The organism is Bacteroidota bacterium (assembly GCA_016706865.1).
GTDB lineage: Bacteria > Bacteroidota > Bacteroidia > Chitinophagales > BACL12 > UBA7236.
In genome coordinates, this window is the sequence record JADJIS010000003.1 from 1,470,068 (window position 1) to 1,491,314 (window position 21,247).

Consider the following 21,247-nt stretch of genomic DNA (forward strand, 5'->3'; position numbering starts at 1 on the left):
TCGGTTGCCTTCCCCACCCGTCGCTAATCTGCTGCACGTTATGTGCAATCCTATGGCTACAGTGCAAACATCAACCGACAGGCATAAAATGAACGAAAGTAAAATTTTCGGCAAGCCGTGTTTGCTATCCTTAGCAAAAGCAAAAGAGAAGCAACGCCACCCAAAAGCCAACGCAAGTTGCTTCACACTTCCTTTTGCCCCAACGCACCTACTACCTTCCGTTATCGTTCATACTTAACTTTGAGAAAAAGTAATTTCATATCTTTATAAACTTAAATTCAACCACAAATGAAAAAAATAATCCTTGCTGATGACGATTCCGATGATTGCGAATTATTTCAAGATGCATTGAGAGAGGTGGGCATTCAAACCCAAATCACCATTTTAAAAAATGGAGTTGTATTAATGAAAACTCTGGACGATACCGTGCCCCCACCTCCCTATGCTATTTTTCTTGACCTCAATATGCCGCTTAAAAATGGGTATGAATGTTTAACCGAAATCAGAAACACACCCAAGCTAAAAGATATTATGGTTGTAATTTTTTCAACAACGGATAACCAAACTGCAATTGAAAAAACCTATTCATTAGGAGCAAACTATTTTGTCCGCAAGCCCAACTCATTTGACCTTTTAAAAAAAGCAATTGAAAAAATATTACTTTTTACAAAACCACAACAAAGTGAGCAACCGCCAAAAGAAAATTTTCTTTTAACCATAAACTGAAAGAATAATTAAGCATGATGAAAAAAGCTAGCCGTTCTCTTTTGCAATTCAGACTCATTTTTATCTTCACAACTATTTTTTTGGTTGCACTATCTGCCTATGGGTATTTTAAAACAAATCAACTGATTGATTCTTATAAATGGGCTAAGCATACTAATGAAGTTAACCTATCACTAAAAAACATTTCAAGTGCATTTAATGAGGCCATAAATAATCGGAGAGCTTACCTGCTCACCGGAGATTCAACCATGATTGCAAACAGAGACTTAGATTATAATACGATTAACCATGAATTAAATTTGCTTGACAGTTTAACAAAAGACAATCCTGAACAAATTGAAAACCTTAAAATATTACACACAGCAATCGACGAAAAACTAGCTTACTTGAAGGTGGAGGACCTTAAACCAATACAAATAGACACTGAATTAAAGTTGCTTCTTATTGACGGATTTAATAAATCAAATAAAATAAGCGAGCAAATAAATAGAATGTCATTGGTAGAGGAACAGTTGCTTGAAGTGCAAACACAAAAATTTACTATACTTGCTTTTATCACACCCCTTTTTATCATCATCCTTTTTCTGGGCGCTTTGTTCATTCTTTGGATTTCATATTCAAAAATGAATAGTGAATTGCATCTTTCACAACAGTTACGAATAAAGGTGGAAGAATCAAATCAGGAACTTCAAAAGAATAACCAGGAGGTGACTGAAGGTGCAGAGCCATTTCTAAAAATATTTGACAACAGCCCTGTTGCAATGACTTTTGCTGAAATCGAGACTAACCATGTTGTGTATGCCAATAAACTTTTTTATAATTACTTTGGTTACAGCGAAGAAGAGGTGATAGGTCATACTACCGAAGAATTGAACTTGACATCCGCAGAAGAGCTCGAAAGATTGATTCCTATCATCATGAGTCATCTTGAGGAAGATCGCCCTCTTGAAGAATTGAAGGCATTGTCTGCGGAAGAAAGAGCAAAATTATTGCTGACGTTAAAAGAAAAAATGCTTAAGAATGGCTTTGAGATTTTATATACCAGAAAAAATGGAGAAACATTTTTTGCTATTGTTTTTGTCGAGGTAATTGACATCGCAAATAAAAAATATTCCCTAACCACCTATCAGGATATCACGGAAAGAAAAGAAGCGCAGAAGCAACTTGCGGACGAAAAAGCATTTGCTGAAATGGTTATTGAGAACGACCCTTCAATGATAGTTGTTTATGATGAAAACCTGCACATTATAACATGGAATAAAAAAAGTGAAGAATTTTCCGGTTTGAAAAAAGAGGAAGTTCTAGGAAAATCTACATTCGATGTATTTCCCGAATATAATCAAGAGCAGTGGCTTAGTACATTTAATTCAGTGTTGAAGGATGGCAAATCATTACACTTTCCCATAGTAGAAATTGAACATAAGAAAAATTTCGTAGAAAGTTGGTTAATGCCTTTGCGAAATGCAGATCAACAAATCATAGGAGTACTTGGAATTACACGTGATATTACTGAAATAATAGAAACCAATAAGAAACTCGAAAAGTTAAATACTGAACTAATAGAAGGAAGTGAGCGCTATTTAAAAATCTTTGACAACAACCCGGTTGCGTTGGCATTTGCAGAAATTGGCAGCAATAAAATAATCTATGCAAATAACCTTTTTTACAAACAATTTGGTTACACAGCAGAAGAAGTAATTGGTCGTTCAACTGACGACTTGAATATAGTTTCACCAGAAGAAAAAGTAAGAACGCAATCAATACTCTTAAAAGAACTTCAGGAAGAACGAACTATTGATGAATTGCAGGCATTGCCTGAGGAAGAATTAATCGAATTATTGATGAACCTGAGAGAAAAATTGTTTGAGAATGGTTTTGAGGTTATATATACAAGAAAAAACGGCACCACATTTTATGCCCTTGTTTTTTACGAGATAATTGAAATTGGAAATAAAAAATATGCGCTTGCTTCTTATCAGGACATCACAGAACTAAAAAGATCGCACCTCAAACTTGCTGAGCAAAGAGCATTTGCAGAATCGGTGATTGATAACGACCCTGCTATGGTATTGGCTTATGATGAAAACTTGAAAATTATTGCATGGAATAAAAAAACAGAAGAGAATACCGGTTTTAAAAAAGAGGAAGTAATGGGAAAAAATCCCTACGATATATTTCCTGAATATAAAAACGAAAAATGGGAGAGTGCTTTTAATTTAGTGCTCAAGGAAGGTAAAAAAATTCACTATCCAAAGGTACCATTTAAACGCATGAAAGGTTTCGGGGAATTTTGGTTAGTACCTTTGCTAAATGCAGATCAGCACATTATAGGCATACTTTCCATCACAAGAGATATCACGGAAACAATAGAAATGACAATAGCACTTGAGCAAAAAAATATAGAGTTGCAGAAGATCAACAAAGAGTTAGAGTCAATTAACTACATATCAAGTCACGATTTGCAAGAGCCGCTGCGACAAATACAAGTTTTCGGTTCCCGAATTAGTGATTCTGAACTGCAACATTTATCTGATGCTGGCCAAACTTATTTTAAGAAAATAATTAATGCCGCCAAGAGAATGCAAAATCTCATTAACGATTTACTTGTTTATTCACGAACCAAAACCGATGCAAGAAAATTTACAATCGTTAACCTCAATCAAATTATTAATGAAGTGATAGAGGAATTTGGAGAAATTATTTCAGATAAACATGCCACAGTTGAAGTGGCTGAATTAGGGGATGCAAATATTGTCCCTTTCCAATTTCGGCAAATGATGTATAACCTAATTGGCAACGCACTTAAATTTTCTAAACCCGATACACCACCACACATTACAATTAAAAACAAAAAAGTAAAATCAAATCAGGTACCTGGTGCATATCCTATAGCGGATACAGAATATTACCAAATCAGCATTACCGACAATGGTATTGGCTTTGAGCCGCAATACAAAGACAGGATCTTTGAAGTATTTCAACGCTTGCACGATAAACAAAAAATTGCAGGCACAGGCATTGGGCTTGCCATTGTAAAAAATATTGTCGAGAACCACAACGGCAACATCACTGCAACAAGCGAACTAAACAAGGGAGCAACTTTTGACATTTACATACCAATAATTTAAAATCATAAATCACAAACTACATGACACTTTATATTAATTACGACATAAATACAATTTACAAAAAAATACTTAAAGAACAATTGAATAAATTGGACTTGAAATATTCTCTAATTAGTTTGGGTGAAGTAAAAATAGGAGAAGTTATTTCAGAGAATTAATAAAGGGCGAACCCAGATAAGGAATATCAACAAATAAATTTTATGAGCTTTTAAAAAACAAATAAAAATGATAAATGAATCGCTCAATATACTTTTTGCGGATGATGAGGAGAACGACCGTCTGCTTTTTGTGGATGCTTTAAAGGAATTGAAAATAAACACCATCATTCACACCGTAAATGATGGTGTTGAATTAATGGAATACCTTAACAATGCAGACAATATTTTACCCCAACTTATTTTCCTTGACCTTAACATGCCAAGAAAAAACGGTCTTGAATGTTTAAAGGAAATCAGAGCTAATTACAAATTAAAGGACATTGCCATTGCTATTTTTTCAACCTCATTGTCGGAGAAAGACATTGAACAAACATTTATGAACGGAGCAAATGTTTATATCAATAAACCAAATAGTTTTGAAGGACTAAAACAAGCTTTGGACAAAGTAATAACAACGTCTTATATTTATCAAAATTCCTTTTTCAACAAAGCAAATTTTCTACTTCGGCTTTGATGAATCAAACAACCAATACCAACAACGCATTTGCAATCACATTTTATTTTTTTGCCGCTACAAAATGTAACTCAAAAAAAATAATAGTGCTTGCAAGCCACCGCACGGGACTGCTAACTTGCACCGACACAGCATTGAATGTAAATTGCTTTGAACAAAATGACTGCAAACCTGGAACGACAAGACATTGGACGGAGAGAAGGAAAGCAGATAACAGCACATTTGCAATAGGTGGGGTTTCGTGCTCCGCAGATAAGCCGTGGCTGATGGTAACTCAAAGTTTTGTGCTCCGCATCAACATTAGTGGTAAAAATCCTGCCATCGCAAATCTGCAAAACGTTAGCGGTCAGGCTAGATCAGAAAACCTAAGAAATAAATTTTGCATAAAAGAAAATAAATGAATAAAAAAATTAAGTTATTAAGTAGTATATTTTTATCCGTCATTATTTTTTTAATAAGTTGTAATAACAATGTAAATGGGCAACACTTTTCTCTGAAGACACTTCCACCTATTGTGATTAAAAAAAATGGGGCGGAAATATTTCAATATTGGGAATTTAAGAATGACAAATTTTTATGGGACACAAATTTTGTTCAGCCGTCTTCCTTAATATTATATAAAGATTCATTGAATAACTTACTAGGCAAGGACACATTAAATCTTATTGTTCAAAAGTTAGCTTATCAAGACGTTTCATTCAAATCAATTAATACAGATAATGGAGATAACATCAATGCTCAACTTATTCATTCTAAAACTATTGGAACAATAAGACCTATAAACTATTTGGAGGCTCAATTACTAGATTATCAAATAGGCCGATATCCACTGTTAAGTCATCCAACAGAATTTCACGGGTTTATATTATTACACGATTCATTAAAACTTGTCAAGGTTTATTTTGCTGCTAGCGACCAACCTTGGCCTCCTAAACCGGGAGTTATTTTAGAAGCAGTAAAAAAGGATTTGAAACAAGGGTGGACTTTCAAATATCACCTTCACAATCATTATGAACCAATATCAAATCACTATTTGGGTATACTTGCACCCAGCATGACAGATGCGCAGTATTATATGTTCCTATCAGAAGAATACAAATTAGAAGAATCACTTATTACAAATGGGTTTCATACTGTTGAAATTAAAAGAAATGAATTTCATAAATTAATAACACCTGACAACGATTGAATAATATAATTGATATTGAAATAAAAGAAGCCCGAACCGCTAACACGGGTTTTGCATCAGGCGGACTGACGTGCAAACTTGGAGCTTTCTGCTTCAATTCAAGTTCAGTGCCGGTTGACAGTTTTGTGCTCCGAAACTCGCCCGAACGCAAATCTGTAAACCGTTAGCAGCAACTTTATGACGACAGAAACCACATATAATTTCATAAGTTTTGACGAGTTGTTTAATGCTATTGAAAATGACTCGACAGAGAACAATTTTAAGACCTCAGCAGCGTTTTTAATTAGTGCCGTTACTGACTGGCCAAAACTTAATTTACAAGAACCTAAAGACCTGATTGCAGAATTAAACCTAGAAATCAAGGAGAAATTAAACTTTGACAACCTTAAAAGTTATGTAGAACAATTAAATCCAAATAATGACGCTTGGAAAATGGAAGCGGTTACTGCCTTGCTGGAAATGTTTGACTTTGATAGAAAAGGTATTAATGACAAATCAGTATCCCTTGAAACAATTGTTGACAAATTAACTCACCACTATAGACATAAGTAAATGCAAATGCAAAATCCAACTTGGTATTGAAAAAGTCCTTGTCCTTTTTGTGGACATGGTTTTCCCTCGTTTTGTATGTGCCCGACTTGTGGCTATCTGACAGTAACATGTGAAGAGATAGTTTTTGTTTTTACATAATACACTCCTCCTGCTAATTGCGATAAATCTATCGATAATGTTGATGAATTTAAACTATTTATACGTGTCAAATTAGTTACATCTTGGCCAACTACATTAAATATGCGAACTTCTGACAACTCATTAGCACTGCCAACAATTGTTATATGATTATCGGTTGGATTGGGGTATATTTCAACAGACTCCGCAAATAATTCTTTTAGGTTTACATTTTTAATGGATGTATATTCAAACTGTCCATTAAAATCGGTTTGTTTCAGGCGATAATAAGAAACCCCCGAATAAGGGTTGTTGTCTTTTGCAACATAATTTTTGAAGGTGTTTGAGTTACCTGCTCCATCAACTGTTGTTACAATTTCCCAATCCATGGCGTTAATTGATCGCTCGATGGTAAAAAAGTCGTTATTGATTTCAGAAGCTGTTTCCCATACTAATTTAACCGTTCTATTATCTTCAGTTATTGCATTAAAATAAATTAATTCAATGGGTAATGGTATTACTGGTATAATGGATATATCATCTAAAAAAATATATGCCACCCTAAAAAAACCTGCGCCAAAAGTTGTTACTGTTTGGCTTGCTGTTGTAAAAAAATTCCCAAAGGTAAATGTATCATACGCTTGATCAGCTGTAAAAGTAAATGTATACGTTTGCCAATCCTCTGCGCTAAATACTCCAGGTACAAAATAATCGAAGTCTACAATTGGTATAACATTATCTGTACCTGGTGGTTGCAATATAGGCCCAATACTGAGTGATGCACCCCAACCATCAATAAAAAGGCAACCTACGTTTGGTGTGCCATTTGCAATAGAATAACTCATTATATAGGTCTCACCCACCACTAAAGGGGAAGTGAGTGGAATGGCAATGTATTCTCTGCTGTCTGGGGATAAGTTAACTCTACCGCCAATTCCCATAACAGCATCTCCCTCAAAGGGGAATACATCAGCAAAATAGTTGGTAGGGAGTGCGGAATAAAATCCAGTGCCTAAAATATGATAATAGTCTGGCGTGCCATTCGACGTGTTGCAGAAGCCGGTTGTAGCGGCATTGTTCCATCCTGTTGCAAGACTCCAGTCGCAATCGTCGTTTGGCAGCGAACTATAGGTCTCAAAACCACCATTAGGCACAAGCGATTGACCAAAAGAATAGAGGGAAATAATGAAAAAATATGGTGTTAGGGTTATTTTGGACAATGACCCGAGCAATCGCATTTTTATAGTTATATTTTGGAAAAGAATCAATTTTTACTTGTATTTGGTTATTTTACGGCCTGGTTCATATTATTATATAGTCAAAATTTTGCCCGTAACTTAATATTAAGAAGCAACATGCTTAATTTATAGTTGTTAAACTAGCCTTTAAAGAAAAGAACAAAACTATTTTGAAAAAGTTGACCAAGACAAGATCATTTTACTTTGGTGTGATAGTTTTATGCTAGAGAAGCAGATACTCCTTTGTTTTTTCTTCGATATAAGCAAAGTGTCGGTCGATCTTTTTCCTAGCAGGGCGACATCTGCCTCAGAATAATTTTCGATAACCTAAAACTTCGTATTTTTATTAATGATTTTCGATTGCCTTACCCGCCGTCGAAAATCTGCGCGCGTTAGCGGAAATTAAACTTGACAATATAACATGAACAGACTTACTTTTATTATAGGCATTGCTTTACTTACTACATATGGAAAAGCGGAGACCATTGCTAATATGTCTAACATACGCATAGTTGCAAGTGTAAATATTGATACGACATATAAAAAAATAACATTTTACAAAGTCAATGGGGAAGCAATTTTACTTGGCGACAGCATTTCACTCTTAGACCAAAACTTTAATGTAATCAAAGATATTTCATATTTAAATGAGCAATTTGTTAATGTTGTAGAAGTAAGCGACAATTATCATAAAGCCAGACCGACTGATGACTATTGTCAGGAGTTTAAATATGTTAAAATAAAAATAGCAGATATCGAGGGTTATGTCGACGGACGCAAGCTGTATGAACCAATTGAAACCACGCAGAACAAAAAAATAACTTTTGACGACAATGAGGTTTGGTTTATTGCGTCATCTTATTTTGGAATCGGCGTTTCAGACAATGATGGTTTAACCGGTTGTTCAATTAACACACCTGTTGTTTTCTATGACCAAAAATCAAAATATGAAGGGCTAGTCAAAATGGTTAAGAATAAAAATTACGAAGCAGACTATCCATATTTTGAGCTTAAAGATGACGATGGAGCAAATGACGAAATTTTAAGTGTTGTCAAGCAAAACGACAAGTATTTACTCAAAATAAAAAGATCCTATCAAGAAGGCGGAGCAAATTTACTAGTGTTAATTTACAAAGACAAAACAGGGACATTTGTGGCAGAAATTGTTGAGAATGAACATACAGAAGAATAGATTAATTACGTTAACTAGCACATTTGAGCCGGCGGGGCGACTACCTCCGCAGAATAATTTTTGATAACCCAAAACTTCGTATTTTTATTAAGGGTTTTCGGTTGCCTTCAACACCATCGCACATCGGCAAAACGTCACAATCAATTTATAACTACAACCAATGAAACATAAAACAGTAATCATAACCACTCTAAGTGCAATGATTTTCCTGACATTTTTTTCAGGTATTATCAGACACGATGTAGATGAAAAAATCTATTTAAAATTAGCCGCCCAAAAACAATTTGATTGTGTTGGACGAATTTACAAAGACACTTTAGCAAGTGGTTCGTGTGTATTAATTAGTGACCGCTTTGTGTTGAGTGCTGCACATGTGTTTATTGACAGTGACACTCGACCTGACACCCTTAATTTTAACGGCCAAACAATAATTGTTTATGTTACCTACAATCATAGAGTGACTGATATTTCTAATGTGAATTTAGTATTCGATGGACAAAAAGTAAAAGTAAATAACATATGGATACATCCATACTATCTAGACAGTCTGACAAAAGGGACTTGTGATATTGCCCTTCTTGAATTAGAGAATCCTATAAATAACATTAAGCCGGCAAAACTCAACACGATTGCAGATGAATTAAATGCTGATGTTGTCGGAGTTGGATTTGGGGTATCCGGCCCTGCAGACAAACCAGATTTAGTTGGCTCTTTCAACAAGAAAATTGCAGGTGAAAATGTAGTGGACAGCATTGGCGGACCATTATATCTTGGTAATCAAACCTTGCTATTTTGTGATTTTGACCATCCTACTCGAAAGGATTGTAATAAATTAGGAAGTCCCACACCAAGACCATTGGAATACATATCTGCTGGTGGTGACAGTGGCGGCGGTCTATTTAGAAAAAATGGTAACGAATGGGAGTTGATTGGTATTTGTTCAGGTGTAAGTTACGACATAACACAATTGAATAAATCAGGCTACTACGGACAATTAATGGAATGGACAAGAACATCTATATTCACAAAATGGTTAGATGAATCAGAGAATTAAATGCCTGTAAAAACACATTTGCATTAGGCGGAGTTTCGTTCTCCGCAGGCTGGTTTAAGTGGACAGAAAGTTCAGTTTACCGAAAGACCAATTGTGTTGAAAAGTCCGCTGTCGAAAATTTGCAAAACGTTAGTTGAAATTATAAAATAAAATCAACATCAGAAAAATGAAACAATTTAGGTATTATATATTTTTATTACTTTCATTTTCAATTACTTCCACTTTTAGCCAAAGCAAGGTCACATTGGATTGGAATGCGAAAATTAAATTGTCAAAAACAGGAGATCCTACAATAGTTTTGACCGTTAAGGCCGATTCATCACTTTATACTGTGTCTATGTTTCAAGATACAGCGGAAAATTATGTTATCCCAATTAGTGTAATTATGGATAAAAATCAAAATATAGAATTCGATGGAAAGTGGAACGAATTTCCTGTTGCAATAAAATCAATGCATAGAGCATTACAAGAAGGATTATATTTAAGAGAAAATACAAGCTATACAAGCACCTTAATTTTGAAAACAAAATCGGATTTTACTTCAATTTTTACCATAACTTATTGGGCATTAAATGAGCAAATAGCTTATCCGCCACAAGCACTTGACTTTCTATTAAGGCAAAAAGATGGGGTATTAACTGTAGTAAAAGCAGGCAAATAATGCAACTAACAGGAGTTTTCTGTTTGTGGGCGGACAGTGCGAATAAAAACATTTGAGCAATTAATTAACTTTGATACTGGCAGAAAGTTTTCGGTTTCAAAAGCCCATCAACGCGAAGCCTGAAACCGTTATAAACCAATTTTTATGAACGACTTAATTAACGACTTTAAAGTAACAGACAAACTTTTAGTAAGTTCCTTGACTTATTTCACAAGGACTTTTTGGACAATCCTGAAAATTGGGAAAACAAAAATTTGCCTGACTTTTTAGAAGCGCTAGGTGCATATACAGAAGACGTTCAAGGTTATTACGACAATATGAAACTGAATGTAAACGCAAATAAGCCTGAATGGTCAACATTTGCCGACATTTTTAAAGGAGCTAAAATTTATGAGTAATAGGAATGAGTAAGCAAGAACAAATATATAATTGGTTAACGACTGGACTTCAACAACCGTCAGAACGACTTTCGGAAATATTCTATTATGATAAAAGAGATAATCAATTTTTCTCAATTTTTGTAACTGACTATTTTATATTTGATGAAAACCTCAATGTTGCCAAAGCCACAACAACGAATTATACAAAAGAAAATCTTGAAATCCTTATTGACAGAATAAGGAGAATTGAAAACAAAGATGCTGCAATTATTTCGTTGCCAAGACTGAATAATTCAACGAGCGTGGAAAACCCGGAATTAATTTCACAGCACGTAGAAAATTTTTTACTCCTGAATTCCATTAACATTGAGACTGCGACAATATGGGAAGTTGAAGAGAATGGAACAATAACCATTGACTTAAAAAATGAAAGTTAACCCATAAGTAAAATCTCGCAGTGGAATGCATGAATATAAAAACTGGCTATAACAAGGTTTAGCAAAAAAGCGGGTGCAGTGCTTAAATGAAGCTTTGTGCTTCGTATCACGATCAGTGCTCGCAAACATTTTTGTGTTCGAAATCCGCTTCTTCACCAAACACCAAAACGTTATCTGCAATTATCGTATTTTTATTAAAGATTTTCGATCGTCTTCCCACCATCTTAAATCTGCAAAACCTTAGCTATAATTAATGGGAAAACCATTTAAAAAAAAATCAGTATGAAAATAAATTTAACTATTCTGTTATTCGCATTTTTGGTATGCAACTTGTCGTTTGGGCAAATAAAGCTTGAAGACCTGAACGTTGATACTACTATTACAGCGTTTCACTTTGCTGCGGATTTTCAAGGGACAAAAGTTTTTACAAAAAATGGCCCTTCCGACCTACAAACAGTAAATCCAACTGCCTATTCATTCACTATTGCTCAAAATTTCACCGATTCCATGGCCAAGGAACAACTTGATATGTTAATGAATATGTCATTGCTAAGTGGCTATAAAATTACCGACTTGGTTAAGAAAGACACGACCTTAAATGGTTACAATGCTTTTTATATATCATATACTGAAACTAAGGACAAAACTTCATACAAAAATTTAGTTTTTAATGCTTTTGTAATCAAAGACAAAACATTAATTCTTTTTACGAGTGGCGATCTTGAAAATGGACTTTATAGTGAGAAGTTTAAAAGAACATTTTATAGTATCAAATTATAACCATAGATAACTGCATATTATCACCAACTGGAAAATGATGCTTGCGCTCTTGTACCTGCCCGAACACAAAACCCGGAAATAGTTGTAGCCAATGGTCTGAATAACAAAAGTTCAATGACAGAAACAGAATATCAAACATTTACTGACAACTATTCTGAAATAGACTTCTGCAAATTTAGCTACGATTTAAATGATGAACATGGCAATAAATTAGTTTATAATATTAGCAAATTTAGATTTGAACTGTGTGAACTATTCATGATCTTTAGTGCGAATTTGCAAAATGACGACTACACTTTACAGACCTGTTGGCCCAAAGGAACTAGCTTTAATTGAGCAATCGGGTTGGAAAAAATTTCCACCACGGCTTCCTCAACAACCCATCTTTTATCCTGTGATGAATGAAGAGTATGCAATTCAAATAGCAAGGGATTGGAATGTTGACGCTTCAGGTTCAGGTTTTGTTACTAAATTCGCAGTTAAGACAGAATATCTTAACAAGTTTGAAATCCAAAATGTAGGTGGAAAAATCCACAACGAGCTTTGGGTTCCATCAGATGAATTGGAAGAATTTAATAACCATATCATAGGGCTAATTGAAGTAACAAAATCATTTTATCCAACAACTAAATAACAAACTTGGGCAATCACAAACGCAATTACGTCAGTGGTTCGACATATCCCCCAGAATAATTTCAATAACCCAAAACTTCGTATTTTTATTAAAGATTTTCGATTGCCGTCCACGCCTTCGCAAATCTTCAAAAACGTTATGCATAACTTTAAATTAACAAATCAATGAAGAGTAGAAATATTTTTCTTAGCGTTGTTCTATGGACTTTAACTTATATTTCCTACGGACAGGACACAGCTATTTACAAACTTAAACTGAGTTTACCACTTCTTGACTTTCCCCAAAATTACACTTTACCCTATAACATACCTACCATGCAGCAGGCTTTTGAATTATCAAATGACTTCTACGAATTAAGTTTCTGGGGCATTGATGCATTAGGAGACAAAATATTCATTTCAAAAAACAAACAATACACCAATGGCAAAAAAATCGGAAATGCCGTTTTCAAATACGGACTTAGCTTAGCCTTCTCTCAATATGGTAGTGAACTTCCAATTCCTTTAGGTGTATGGGGACACGAAGAATTTCACAGGTCTGTTTTAGGTATTGATAATATTTCATCCAAAAATGGTAATTGGTTATTGAATAGATGGGATGGAACTGTATATGGTATTTCTGACTCAACATTGACGCACGAAAAAAATGAAAATATAAATAATCTTTTGCATTCGTATGTGGCAGGTGTTCAATACGAAATAGCATTAAATCAAAAGACCACTCTGAATGATTTTTATAAAAATAGAACTTTAAATAAAAATGCTCTTCTTCTTTATAATGCTTATTATGTTTTTAACTACTTTAAATTCTCAACAAGTTCAATTAGTGACTCTGTAAAAATTCTGGCACCACCACACGAAAGTAAAAACCCAATGGAAAGAGATTACGCTGGAGCAGATTTAACTGCATGGGTATATGATATGTTCAATCCATCAGTGCCTTTCAGTTCAAGAGATTCATTTCCCGGAGGGGATGGTGTAAACCGAAGAATAGGATTTTCAGACCTCTCATCTGAAGAGCAATCATATTTAAAAAATCAAAAGAATTTATCCCTGCTTAATTTCCTTAATCCAGCAATTTTCTTTATCAATAGGATAAAAATAAATTACAATTTATCCTTCAATGTCTTTACTCAATATGCTCCGACCCATTTTGGAAATGACATTGCTATTTTTATTCCCGTAAAATACAAGCAGTTTGATTTATTACTTAACATTCATAATTATTCTAACAAGACAGTCAGTGGATTTGGGGCCGGGGCAGGATTATATAATTATACGTTTTCCGAAAAATGGGAATCTGACTTAGTATTAAATTTTTGGAATCAACCTAATACGTTCTACGACAATACTAAAATTCCGGGTGGGCAAATTAGCGTTGGTACCAAATATCATTTCAAGAATAATTTTGATGGCTTTATCAGTCTCATTGGAAAAACAAAAGGCTGGACAATTTCTAATCCTTATCTTCAAAGCAATCTGAGTGTTCAATTGGGACTAAATTACAATTTAAGGAAATGACAAAAGCTATGCATAACGAGGGTTTTACGTTAGTGGGCTCGGATAGTGCGAATATAAACGTTTGAAGAATTAAAAAACTTTGGTGCTGGTAGACAGTTTACGGTTTCAAAAGCCCACCAACGCAAAACCCGAAAACATTATGTGCAACCTTTGCGCGAAAGTGTTAACTCCTACTTTCGGAATTCTAATTAACTTTACAAACGCATGACAGCAACTTTACCCACAGAACAAAAGGATAGAGCAATCATTGTTGATGTGATTCGAGGGTTTGCTCTAATCGGTGTTTTGATTGCGAACTTCACTTCTTATATTGAGCAGCAAACACCAGAACCAATTCTAAATTCCATTTCATCTTCGTTGGACAGGTTTTTAATGAGTTTCAATGCTGTTTTTCTTGAGTGGAAATTCATGACATTATTTTCAATTCTTTTCGGCTACGGGTTCGGCCTTATTCTTGAAAGTTTAGAAAAGAAAAACATTACCCCGAATTTCTTTTTCGTTAAGCGCATGTTTTGGTTATTTGTTTTCGGAGTTATTCATTCCATCTTTTGGTGGGGCGATGTTTTAAACCTCTATTCAATGAGTGGGATTCTTCTGCTTTTGTTTAGAAATAAATCCAACCAGACAATTTTATTTTGTGCTGTATTATTTATGCTTTTCATTCCTGTATTTATTTCATATTTGCTCCGTAACCAGCCTGAAACATTTACTGACTCTGATATACAAGAACTTTACAATCAATATAAGCAGGGAACAATGCTTGAAATTTTTAAATTCAATATCAATTTCTATTACCGCATGTTTATCGCTTCGGGCAGTAATTTACATGACATTATAGAAACGCTTGGCAGGTTTCTATTTGGATATTTTCTTTTACGCATCAAGTTTTTTCAATTAGTAGAAACAAAAAAATCAACATTTAAAAAGATTGCTTTGTACGCAGCACCATTTATGGTTGCATATTTTATTTTTAGGTGGTTGCTAATGAACGGAACTATTCATGCAAATCAATATATACTTTCTCCACTTTTATCACTAGGTGTTCTATCTACAACAACTTTTTATGTTAGCGTTTTAGTTATAGCCTATATCACTTTCGGAATGAATAAATTTTTTTCAGCATTGCAGGCATTGGGCAGAATGACACTTACAAACTATTTAATGGTTTCAATATTTCTAATTATTCTGTTATATAGTTTTGGTTTTAACAAGTTAGGCGAATTACCTGTTCACATAATTTGGTTGTATGCTTTCATTTGGTTATTTTTTGAAATTGTGTTTAGTGCTTATTGGTTAAAACAATTCCGTTATGGCCCAACAGAATGGATTTGGAGACAACTCACATATTGGAAACGACTTCAATTAAGAAAATGAACAGAGAAGGAAATACAGATAACATCGCCATTAACAAAATTTGTTGCGAACCTCAAACCGCACTTTAGGAAACAACACAACAATGGACAGATATAAAGAAACATTTGAAACTTGGAACAAAGTTGCTTCACTTTATCAAGACAAGTTTATGGACTTGGACTTGTATAATAACACTTATGATTTTATTTGTAATTCAATTACAAGGAATAATGCAAGAATATTAGAAATTGGTTGTGGACCCGGGAACATTACAAAGTATCTTTTATCAAAAAGACCAGATTTTGATATTTACGGCATTGACATAGCGCCAAAAATGATAGAACTTGCGAAAAAGAATAATCCATCAGCAAGTTTTGAAATTATGGACATCAGACAAATTGATGAAATAAAAACAAAATATGACGGAATAGTTTGTGGTTTTTGTTTGCCATATTTGTCGGAGGAAGACAGCCAAAAACTTATTACCGACTGTTATAAATTGCTAAATGAAAAGGGACTGATTTATATAAGTTTTGTAGAAGGTGATCCTATCAATTCAAACTTTCAAGTGAGTAGTACCGGCGACAGAAGTTACTTTTATTTTCACAATTTAGACGATTTGAAAGCGAAACTTATGGAAAACAAATTTGAGGAATTTAATACATTTAAAGTGGAATATGAAAGATCTGTAAATGAAATTGAAATGCATACCATATTAACAGCGAAGAAAAAAACGATCGGCTAATATCGGTTTGTCAATTTGTCGGGTGAAGTAATTCTATGAAAGCAGTCACGGCGGATGCAATGCAAAAAATATCAGAATTTAAAAAAATGAACATACAAGAACAGATTAAAGAGTTAATTAGAAGCCAATCCGAGCCTAAGCAGAGTGAAATGCAAGATCTGCACAATCTCATTCTTAAACTGATGCCGAAATGTAAACAATGGTATTTCGATGGGAAAAATGAAGAGGGTAAACAAGTAGCTCACCCCACTATTGGTTATGGAAATTACATCATAACGTATAAAGACGGAAACACAAGAGAATTTTTCAGAATTGGGTTATTAGCCAACCCAACCGGGCTTGCCGTTCATATAATGGGCATAAATGACAGAAAATTCTTAATGAACACATACGGCAAAACTATAGGCACAGCAAAAGTGGGTAGTTATGCCATCACATTTAAATCTATAAATGATATTAATTTAGAAATACTAAAAAAGGCAATACAAAACAGAGCTGAATCCAAGAATTAAAAAAGTAGCTAATTATGGCATTTATCAACTTTTAACAGATCATATATGACAAATTTAACCGAGGAACACAATAAACCAACTAACGAACAATGAAAAATATTTTATTCCTTCTTACAAGTGTATTATGTATTGTTATTACCACAAACTCTTTGGCACAAACTCCTCAAAAAATATATGGAAAAAACAAAGTGCTGAAATCCAATGAGTATTATTTGCAACAAATTCCATTATGGAAAATAGAAGTAGACAAGAACCCTAAGAATGCAGATGCATGGTTTAATTATTACCGAGCAAATAGAAATGCATACATTAAGGGGGAAGAAGACAATTCACAACAGTCAAAAGGAATTTCACGTTTTGATCGTTTGAAAAATATTGTTGATGAAATGGAAAAGCAAGTGCCCAATTCATACGAATACAATTATGTAAAATGGTTGAACGGAAATAATGACTTGTCGTTATTTTCTTATCTTGAAAAAGCACACAACCTTTCCCCTCAAAGCTCAGAACCTATTATGAACCTTATTTTCTATTATGAAATAAAAGGAGATTACATTAAAAGAAATGAAAATATTGAGGCATTTTATAAATTAGGCGACTATTCGCCCGGGTTGTTAAATTACAGCTATAATTTGCTTTCTGCACTGGATAAAAATGCAATTATATTTACTGAAGGAGATAAAGATACAGAGGCAATTTTATTATTGACTCAAGGCAAAAAATACCGACCCGATGTGCAAATGCTTAACGTGAACTTATTGCTCATAAAAGAATATCGAGAAAGGATATTCAATGAACTTGAAATTCCTCAATTAGACTTTGAGCCGATTGCAAACGAAGAAAATTACGAGAAATTTCAACAGCTAATAATTAAGTTAGTGTCAGAAAACAAAAAAACCAGGCCCGTTTATGCTGCTGTTACAGTTACCGGAGCTTATACAAATACAATTATAAAAGACCTCTATTTAACAGGATTAGCTTATTTATACAGCTCGAACAATATTGACAATATGCCTTTGCTTGGCCAGAATGTTGAACAGGTATTTTTGTTGGATTACCTGAAAGAGTATTTTTCTATTAACGACATTTCTGTAGGAAACGTCAATTCTATGAATGGAAATTATTTGTTTCCATTTGCGGAATTGAGCCACTATTATTACCGAATAGGGAATATCTCAAATGCAGACTATTACAAAAAACTTGCATTAAAAGTGGCCACAGATGGTGAAATACTTGACAAATATGAAACATACTTTACGGAAAAATAGCCTTCTAAAAAGCACTGGGGTTAAAGGCTCATTTGCAATAGGCGGGGTATTGAGCTTCTGGCATTATATACTCGCTATAGCAAATTAATTTGACGAAAAATTCGATTTAATAAGAACACATAGACATAACAAGCAATACCTGTCCCGCTTCATTTGGAATTGCACCAGCAAGCTGACAACCATCCCTAAATAATTTTACATCCTAAAACTTCGTATCTTTATTAAAGATTTTCGATTGACTCCTCCCCCATCTCAAATCTGCTGCAAGTTAGCAATCATAGTATCAAACTACATCACAACCATCAAACAGACAATATGCAAGAAACAAAAGGACTACTTGAACAAATAAAACTTCACGATAAACTTGCAATTAGAGTAAGCTCTAACTCAAATAATTATTTGCCTGCCGATGTAATGAAAATGCTTACCCAACCTCATAGAAAAGCTAATTATTTTTTTGCGTTTGTTGAAAAAGGATCACTTACCCATAAAGTTGATTTAAAAGATCTGGCCATTTCAGGCGGACAATTGTTTTTCGTTTTGCCAAATCAAATTCATGCTGCACCTGCAAACAAGAATGTTGACATCGAATATTTCAAAATGAGTTTTGATCAAAACTGTTTGTCATTACTTCCTAAACAATTCCTCTTTTTACTTAATCCTCTAAACTTACAAATAATTTCATTTGATAACGACTCAAGACAACGGGTAAAAATACTTTTTGAAATACTAAATAAAATTTTACATTCAGAAAAGGAACAAAAAGATGCTGAAATTATTTTGGCACATCTTAATTCACTTTTGACCGAGTTCAATAATGCATATTTCAAGGGTGTTACAATAGAAAAATCGGAAACAAACAAACTTTCAAAATATATTGAGTTTAAAATTGCAGTGGAAACTCATTTAACAGAGCAACAAACTATACACAACATTGCCCACAATCTTGCTATAACCACAAATAATCTTTACAACATCGTAAAAGAGTTTTCAGGGGTATCACCAAAAGAATTTATCACAAATCGTTTAATGTTAGAGGCCCAAAGAAAACTTTTTTATTCCGAGACATCGGTAAAGGAGTTGGCTTATGAATTAGGTTTTAACGACCCTGATTATTTTTCTAAGCTTTTCAAAAAAAGCACTGGAAAAAGTGTTACACAGTTTGTAGAGAGCATTCAAGATTTGTCAGGCAATAAAAGTGAATAGTCCATCTTACTTGATTTCGCCCCAACTACTTTTGCGGTTCATCAAAAAATATAGAAATGAAATCGGCATTAGTAACAGGAGCAAACAAAAGCATAGGTTTTGAAACCGCCAAACAATTAGCACAACTTGGGTATTTCGTTTACATTGGAAGCCGCGATAATACAAAAGGACTTAAAGCCATTAAAAATTTAAATGCAATAGGCTTATTAAATGTGGATTGCATTCAATTGGATATTACAGACCTCAATTCAATAAAAGCCGCAAGACAACAACTTGAATCAAAAATTCAAAACTTAGATATACTAATTAATAATGCGGGCATTAGTGGCGGCTTTCCACAACCAGCAACAAAAGTTTCCATTGATACTATACGGCTAGTATTTGAAACTAATTTTTTTGGTACAGTACAAGTAACACAAGAATTTATTGAGTTGCTAAAAAAATCAGACCAACCCAGAATTGTAAATGTAACAACAGAATTGTCTTCATTAACAAATCACAGCAATCCAAATTGGAAATTTGCCCAATTCAAACCTGCTGCTTATGGCCCATCAAAGACGGCTTTGAACGCATACACCGTAATGTTAGCAGATGAATTGAAAGACACAAATTTTAAGGTTAATTGTGTTTGCCCCGGATTTACAGCAACCGATTTTAATAATCACAGAGGAGATAAAAAAGTGGAAGATGCTGCATCTGTAATTGTAAAGTATGCGACACTTGGACAATACGGACCAACAGGTAAATTTTTAAGTGAAGAAGGCGAAACAGCTTGGTAACAGAGGGGAATATACAGACAAGGAAAACAATGAAACATTAAGAGTAAGTATTCCAAACACCAAATAATTTTAGCCGCAAACCATTAGCGGGTCGCTGGAAGAGACCTTTTCACCATCCAAATTTTCGACTATTTTAGAAAACATTTCACGTTATTTTTCGACAAACTATTGCGTAACTCAAAAGTTACACTTACTTTTGCGTAACTTTAAGGTTACCTATTATGCAAAGAGAAATTAAACATCAATTTACTTTCCCCCAACCAAAAGAAGTTGTGTGGGACCACCTGACAACAACAGAATTACTTGCTCAATGGCTAATGCCCAACGACTTTCAACCTATAGTTGGACACAAGTTTACATTACAAACGAAGCCGAAAACGAAATTCGCTTTTGACGGGATAATTTATTGTGAGGTTATAGAAATCATTCCATACAAAAAACTTGTTTACTCCTGGCGAGGTGGGATGTCAAAAAAAAATCCATCACTTGATTCTGTTGTAACCTGGACACTTACAGAAACTGACAAAGGGACTACTTTGTTTCTGGAACACAAAGGATTTAAGGGCATCAAGAATTATATGGCGTACGTCATAATGAATATGGGTTGGGCAAAAATTGGAAAACGATTATTTAAAAACCTCAACTCTTAAATCCATGACACAACAACAGCTTGACACATTTCAGGTAATTGCTGATCCAAACAGACGACAGATTTTACAACTCTTATCTAAGGACAGTCTAACAATTAACTCTATTGCTAAAAATTTTGATATGAGCCGGCCTGCCGTATCCAAACATGTGAAACTATTATATGGTGCAGGATTTATTTCTATTCAAAACATCGGTAGAGAACGTTATTGTATTTTGAAACAAGATGGTTTCGACGAGTTACAAGGATGGATCGATCACTTTGACAAATTTTGGTTAGGGAAACTTAAAAAATTGGAAACCCTATTAAACAACAAAGTAAAAAATAAATGAAACGATTGAATATTGACTTTTCTTCTCAATACAGGAGGAAAGGCTACTGGCAATAAACTATGCTTGTCTCGGTCTATCGGCATTGGCGCCAGTTGGCCTATCATTTCTCAAAATAATTTCCAA

22 protein-coding genes and 1 pseudogene are annotated in these 21,247 nt (G+C 34.1%); 22 read left to right on the forward strand and 1 reads right to left on the reverse strand.

Annotated elements, in window-relative coordinates:
- Positions 1-288: 288 nt before the first annotated feature.
- From IPI31_15655 to IPI31_15680, 6 genes are all read left to right on the forward strand, one after another.
- Positions 289-726, forward strand: coding sequence for a response regulator (locus IPI31_15655; protein MBK7569255.1), 438 nt, complete (start codon positions 289-291; stop codon positions 724-726).
- 17 nt (positions 727-743) lie between these two features.
- Positions 744-3,854, forward strand: coding sequence for a PAS domain S-box protein (locus tag IPI31_15660; protein MBK7569256.1), 3,111 nt, complete (start codon positions 744-746; stop codon positions 3,852-3,854).
- 225 nt (positions 3,855-4,079) lie between these two features.
- Positions 4,080-4,526 carry a response regulator gene (locus IPI31_15665; protein MBK7569257.1) on the forward strand — a complete coding sequence of 149 codons (447 nt, stop codon included), beginning with the start codon at positions 4,080-4,082 and terminating at the stop codon, positions 4,524-4,526.
- A complete protein-coding gene (locus tag IPI31_15670; protein ID MBK7569258.1) occupies positions 4,526-4,927 on the forward strand; it encodes a hypothetical protein in 402 nt (133 codons plus the stop codon). The genes IPI31_15665 and IPI31_15670 overlap by 1 nt, the downstream gene beginning before the upstream one ends.
- A complete protein-coding gene (locus IPI31_15675) occupies positions 4,924-5,715 on the forward strand; it encodes a hypothetical protein (protein MBK7569259.1) in 792 nt (263 codons plus the stop codon). Before IPI31_15670 ends, IPI31_15675 begins: the two co-directional genes overlap by 4 nt.
- Positions 5,716-5,892: 177 nt before the next feature.
- Positions 5,893-6,267 carry a hypothetical protein gene (locus IPI31_15680; GenBank protein ID MBK7569260.1) on the forward strand — a complete coding sequence of 125 codons (375 nt, stop codon included), beginning with the start codon at positions 5,893-5,895 and terminating at the stop codon, positions 6,265-6,267.
- A 92-nt stretch (positions 6,268-6,359) separates the two neighbouring features.
- Here IPI31_15680 and IPI31_15685 read toward each other — a convergent pair whose 3' ends face one another.
- A complete protein-coding gene (locus tag IPI31_15685) occupies positions 6,360-7,622 on the reverse strand; it encodes a T9SS type A sorting domain-containing protein (protein MBK7569261.1) in 1,263 nt (420 codons plus the stop codon).
- 421 nt (positions 7,623-8,043) lie between these two features.
- Here IPI31_15685 and IPI31_15690 point away from each other — a divergent pair, with 421 nt between their 5' ends.
- From IPI31_15690 to IPI31_15765, 16 genes and pseudogenes are all read left to right on the forward strand, one after another.
- Positions 8,044-8,814: a hypothetical protein gene (locus IPI31_15690; GenBank protein ID MBK7569262.1), complete on the forward strand. Its 771-nt coding sequence runs from the start codon at positions 8,044-8,046 to the stop codon at positions 8,812-8,814.
- Positions 8,815-8,974: 160 nt separating this feature from the next.
- Positions 8,975-9,868: a trypsin-like serine protease gene (locus tag IPI31_15695; protein ID MBK7569263.1), complete on the forward strand. Its 894-nt coding sequence runs from the start codon at positions 8,975-8,977 to the stop codon at positions 9,866-9,868.
- 166 nt (positions 9,869-10,034) lie between these two features.
- The gene (locus tag IPI31_15700; protein ID MBK7569264.1) at positions 10,035-10,529 is read left to right on the forward strand and encodes a hypothetical protein; all 495 of its coding nucleotides are present in this window, start codon (positions 10,035-10,037) and stop codon (positions 10,527-10,529) included.
- Between the two features lie 144 nt (positions 10,530-10,673).
- Positions 10,674-10,927: pseudogene (locus tag IPI31_15705) on the forward strand (hypothetical protein).
- 5 nt (positions 10,928-10,932) lie between these two features.
- Positions 10,933-11,346, forward strand: coding sequence for a hypothetical protein (locus IPI31_15710; GenBank protein MBK7569265.1), 414 nt, complete (start codon positions 10,933-10,935; stop codon positions 11,344-11,346).
- A 282-nt stretch (positions 11,347-11,628) separates the two neighbouring features.
- Positions 11,629-12,126, forward strand: coding sequence for a hypothetical protein (locus IPI31_15715; GenBank protein MBK7569266.1), 498 nt, complete (start codon positions 11,629-11,631; stop codon positions 12,124-12,126).
- Between the two features lie 283 nt (positions 12,127-12,409).
- Entirely contained in the window at positions 12,410-12,760 is a 351-nt protein-coding gene (locus tag IPI31_15720) for a hypothetical protein (protein ID MBK7569267.1), read from the forward strand.
- A 164-nt stretch (positions 12,761-12,924) separates the two neighbouring features.
- Positions 12,925-14,280 (forward strand): hypothetical protein, encoded by a 1,356-nt coding sequence (locus tag IPI31_15725; protein ID MBK7569268.1) that lies wholly within the window; start codon positions 12,925-12,927, stop codon positions 14,278-14,280.
- A gap of 204 nt (positions 14,281-14,484) precedes the next feature.
- Positions 14,485-15,654, forward strand: a complete 1,170-nt coding sequence (locus IPI31_15730) for a DUF418 domain-containing protein (GenBank protein MBK7569269.1) — start codon at positions 14,485-14,487, stop codon at positions 15,652-15,654.
- A gap of 82 nt (positions 15,655-15,736) precedes the next feature.
- Complete coding sequence (locus IPI31_15735) at positions 15,737-16,378, forward strand: class I SAM-dependent methyltransferase (protein ID MBK7569270.1); 642 nt, start codon at positions 15,737-15,739, stop codon at positions 16,376-16,378.
- An 86-nt stretch (positions 16,379-16,464) separates the two neighbouring features.
- Positions 16,465-16,890, forward strand: a complete 426-nt coding sequence (locus tag IPI31_15740; protein ID MBK7569271.1) for a DUF1801 domain-containing protein — start codon at positions 16,465-16,467, stop codon at positions 16,888-16,890.
- Positions 16,891-16,979: 89 nt separating this feature from the next.
- Positions 16,980-18,158, forward strand: coding sequence for a hypothetical protein (locus tag IPI31_15745; protein MBK7569272.1), 1,179 nt, complete (start codon positions 16,980-16,982; stop codon positions 18,156-18,158).
- Positions 18,159-18,473: 315 nt separating this feature from the next.
- Positions 18,474-19,364 carry a helix-turn-helix domain-containing protein gene (locus tag IPI31_15750; protein MBK7569273.1) on the forward strand — a complete coding sequence of 297 codons (891 nt, stop codon included), beginning with the start codon at positions 18,474-18,476 and terminating at the stop codon, positions 19,362-19,364.
- Between the two features lie 56 nt (positions 19,365-19,420).
- Positions 19,421-20,143 (forward strand): SDR family oxidoreductase, encoded by a 723-nt coding sequence (locus IPI31_15755; protein ID MBK7569274.1) that lies wholly within the window; start codon positions 19,421-19,423, stop codon positions 20,141-20,143.
- Between the two features lie 221 nt (positions 20,144-20,364).
- Positions 20,365-20,793 (forward strand): SRPBCC domain-containing protein, encoded by a 429-nt coding sequence (locus IPI31_15760; protein MBK7569275.1) that lies wholly within the window; start codon positions 20,365-20,367, stop codon positions 20,791-20,793.
- Between the two features lie 4 nt (positions 20,794-20,797).
- Positions 20,798-21,124 (forward strand): helix-turn-helix transcriptional regulator, encoded by a 327-nt coding sequence (locus IPI31_15765; GenBank protein ID MBK7569276.1) that lies wholly within the window; start codon positions 20,798-20,800, stop codon positions 21,122-21,124.
- Positions 21,125-21,247 lie beyond the last annotated feature (123 nt).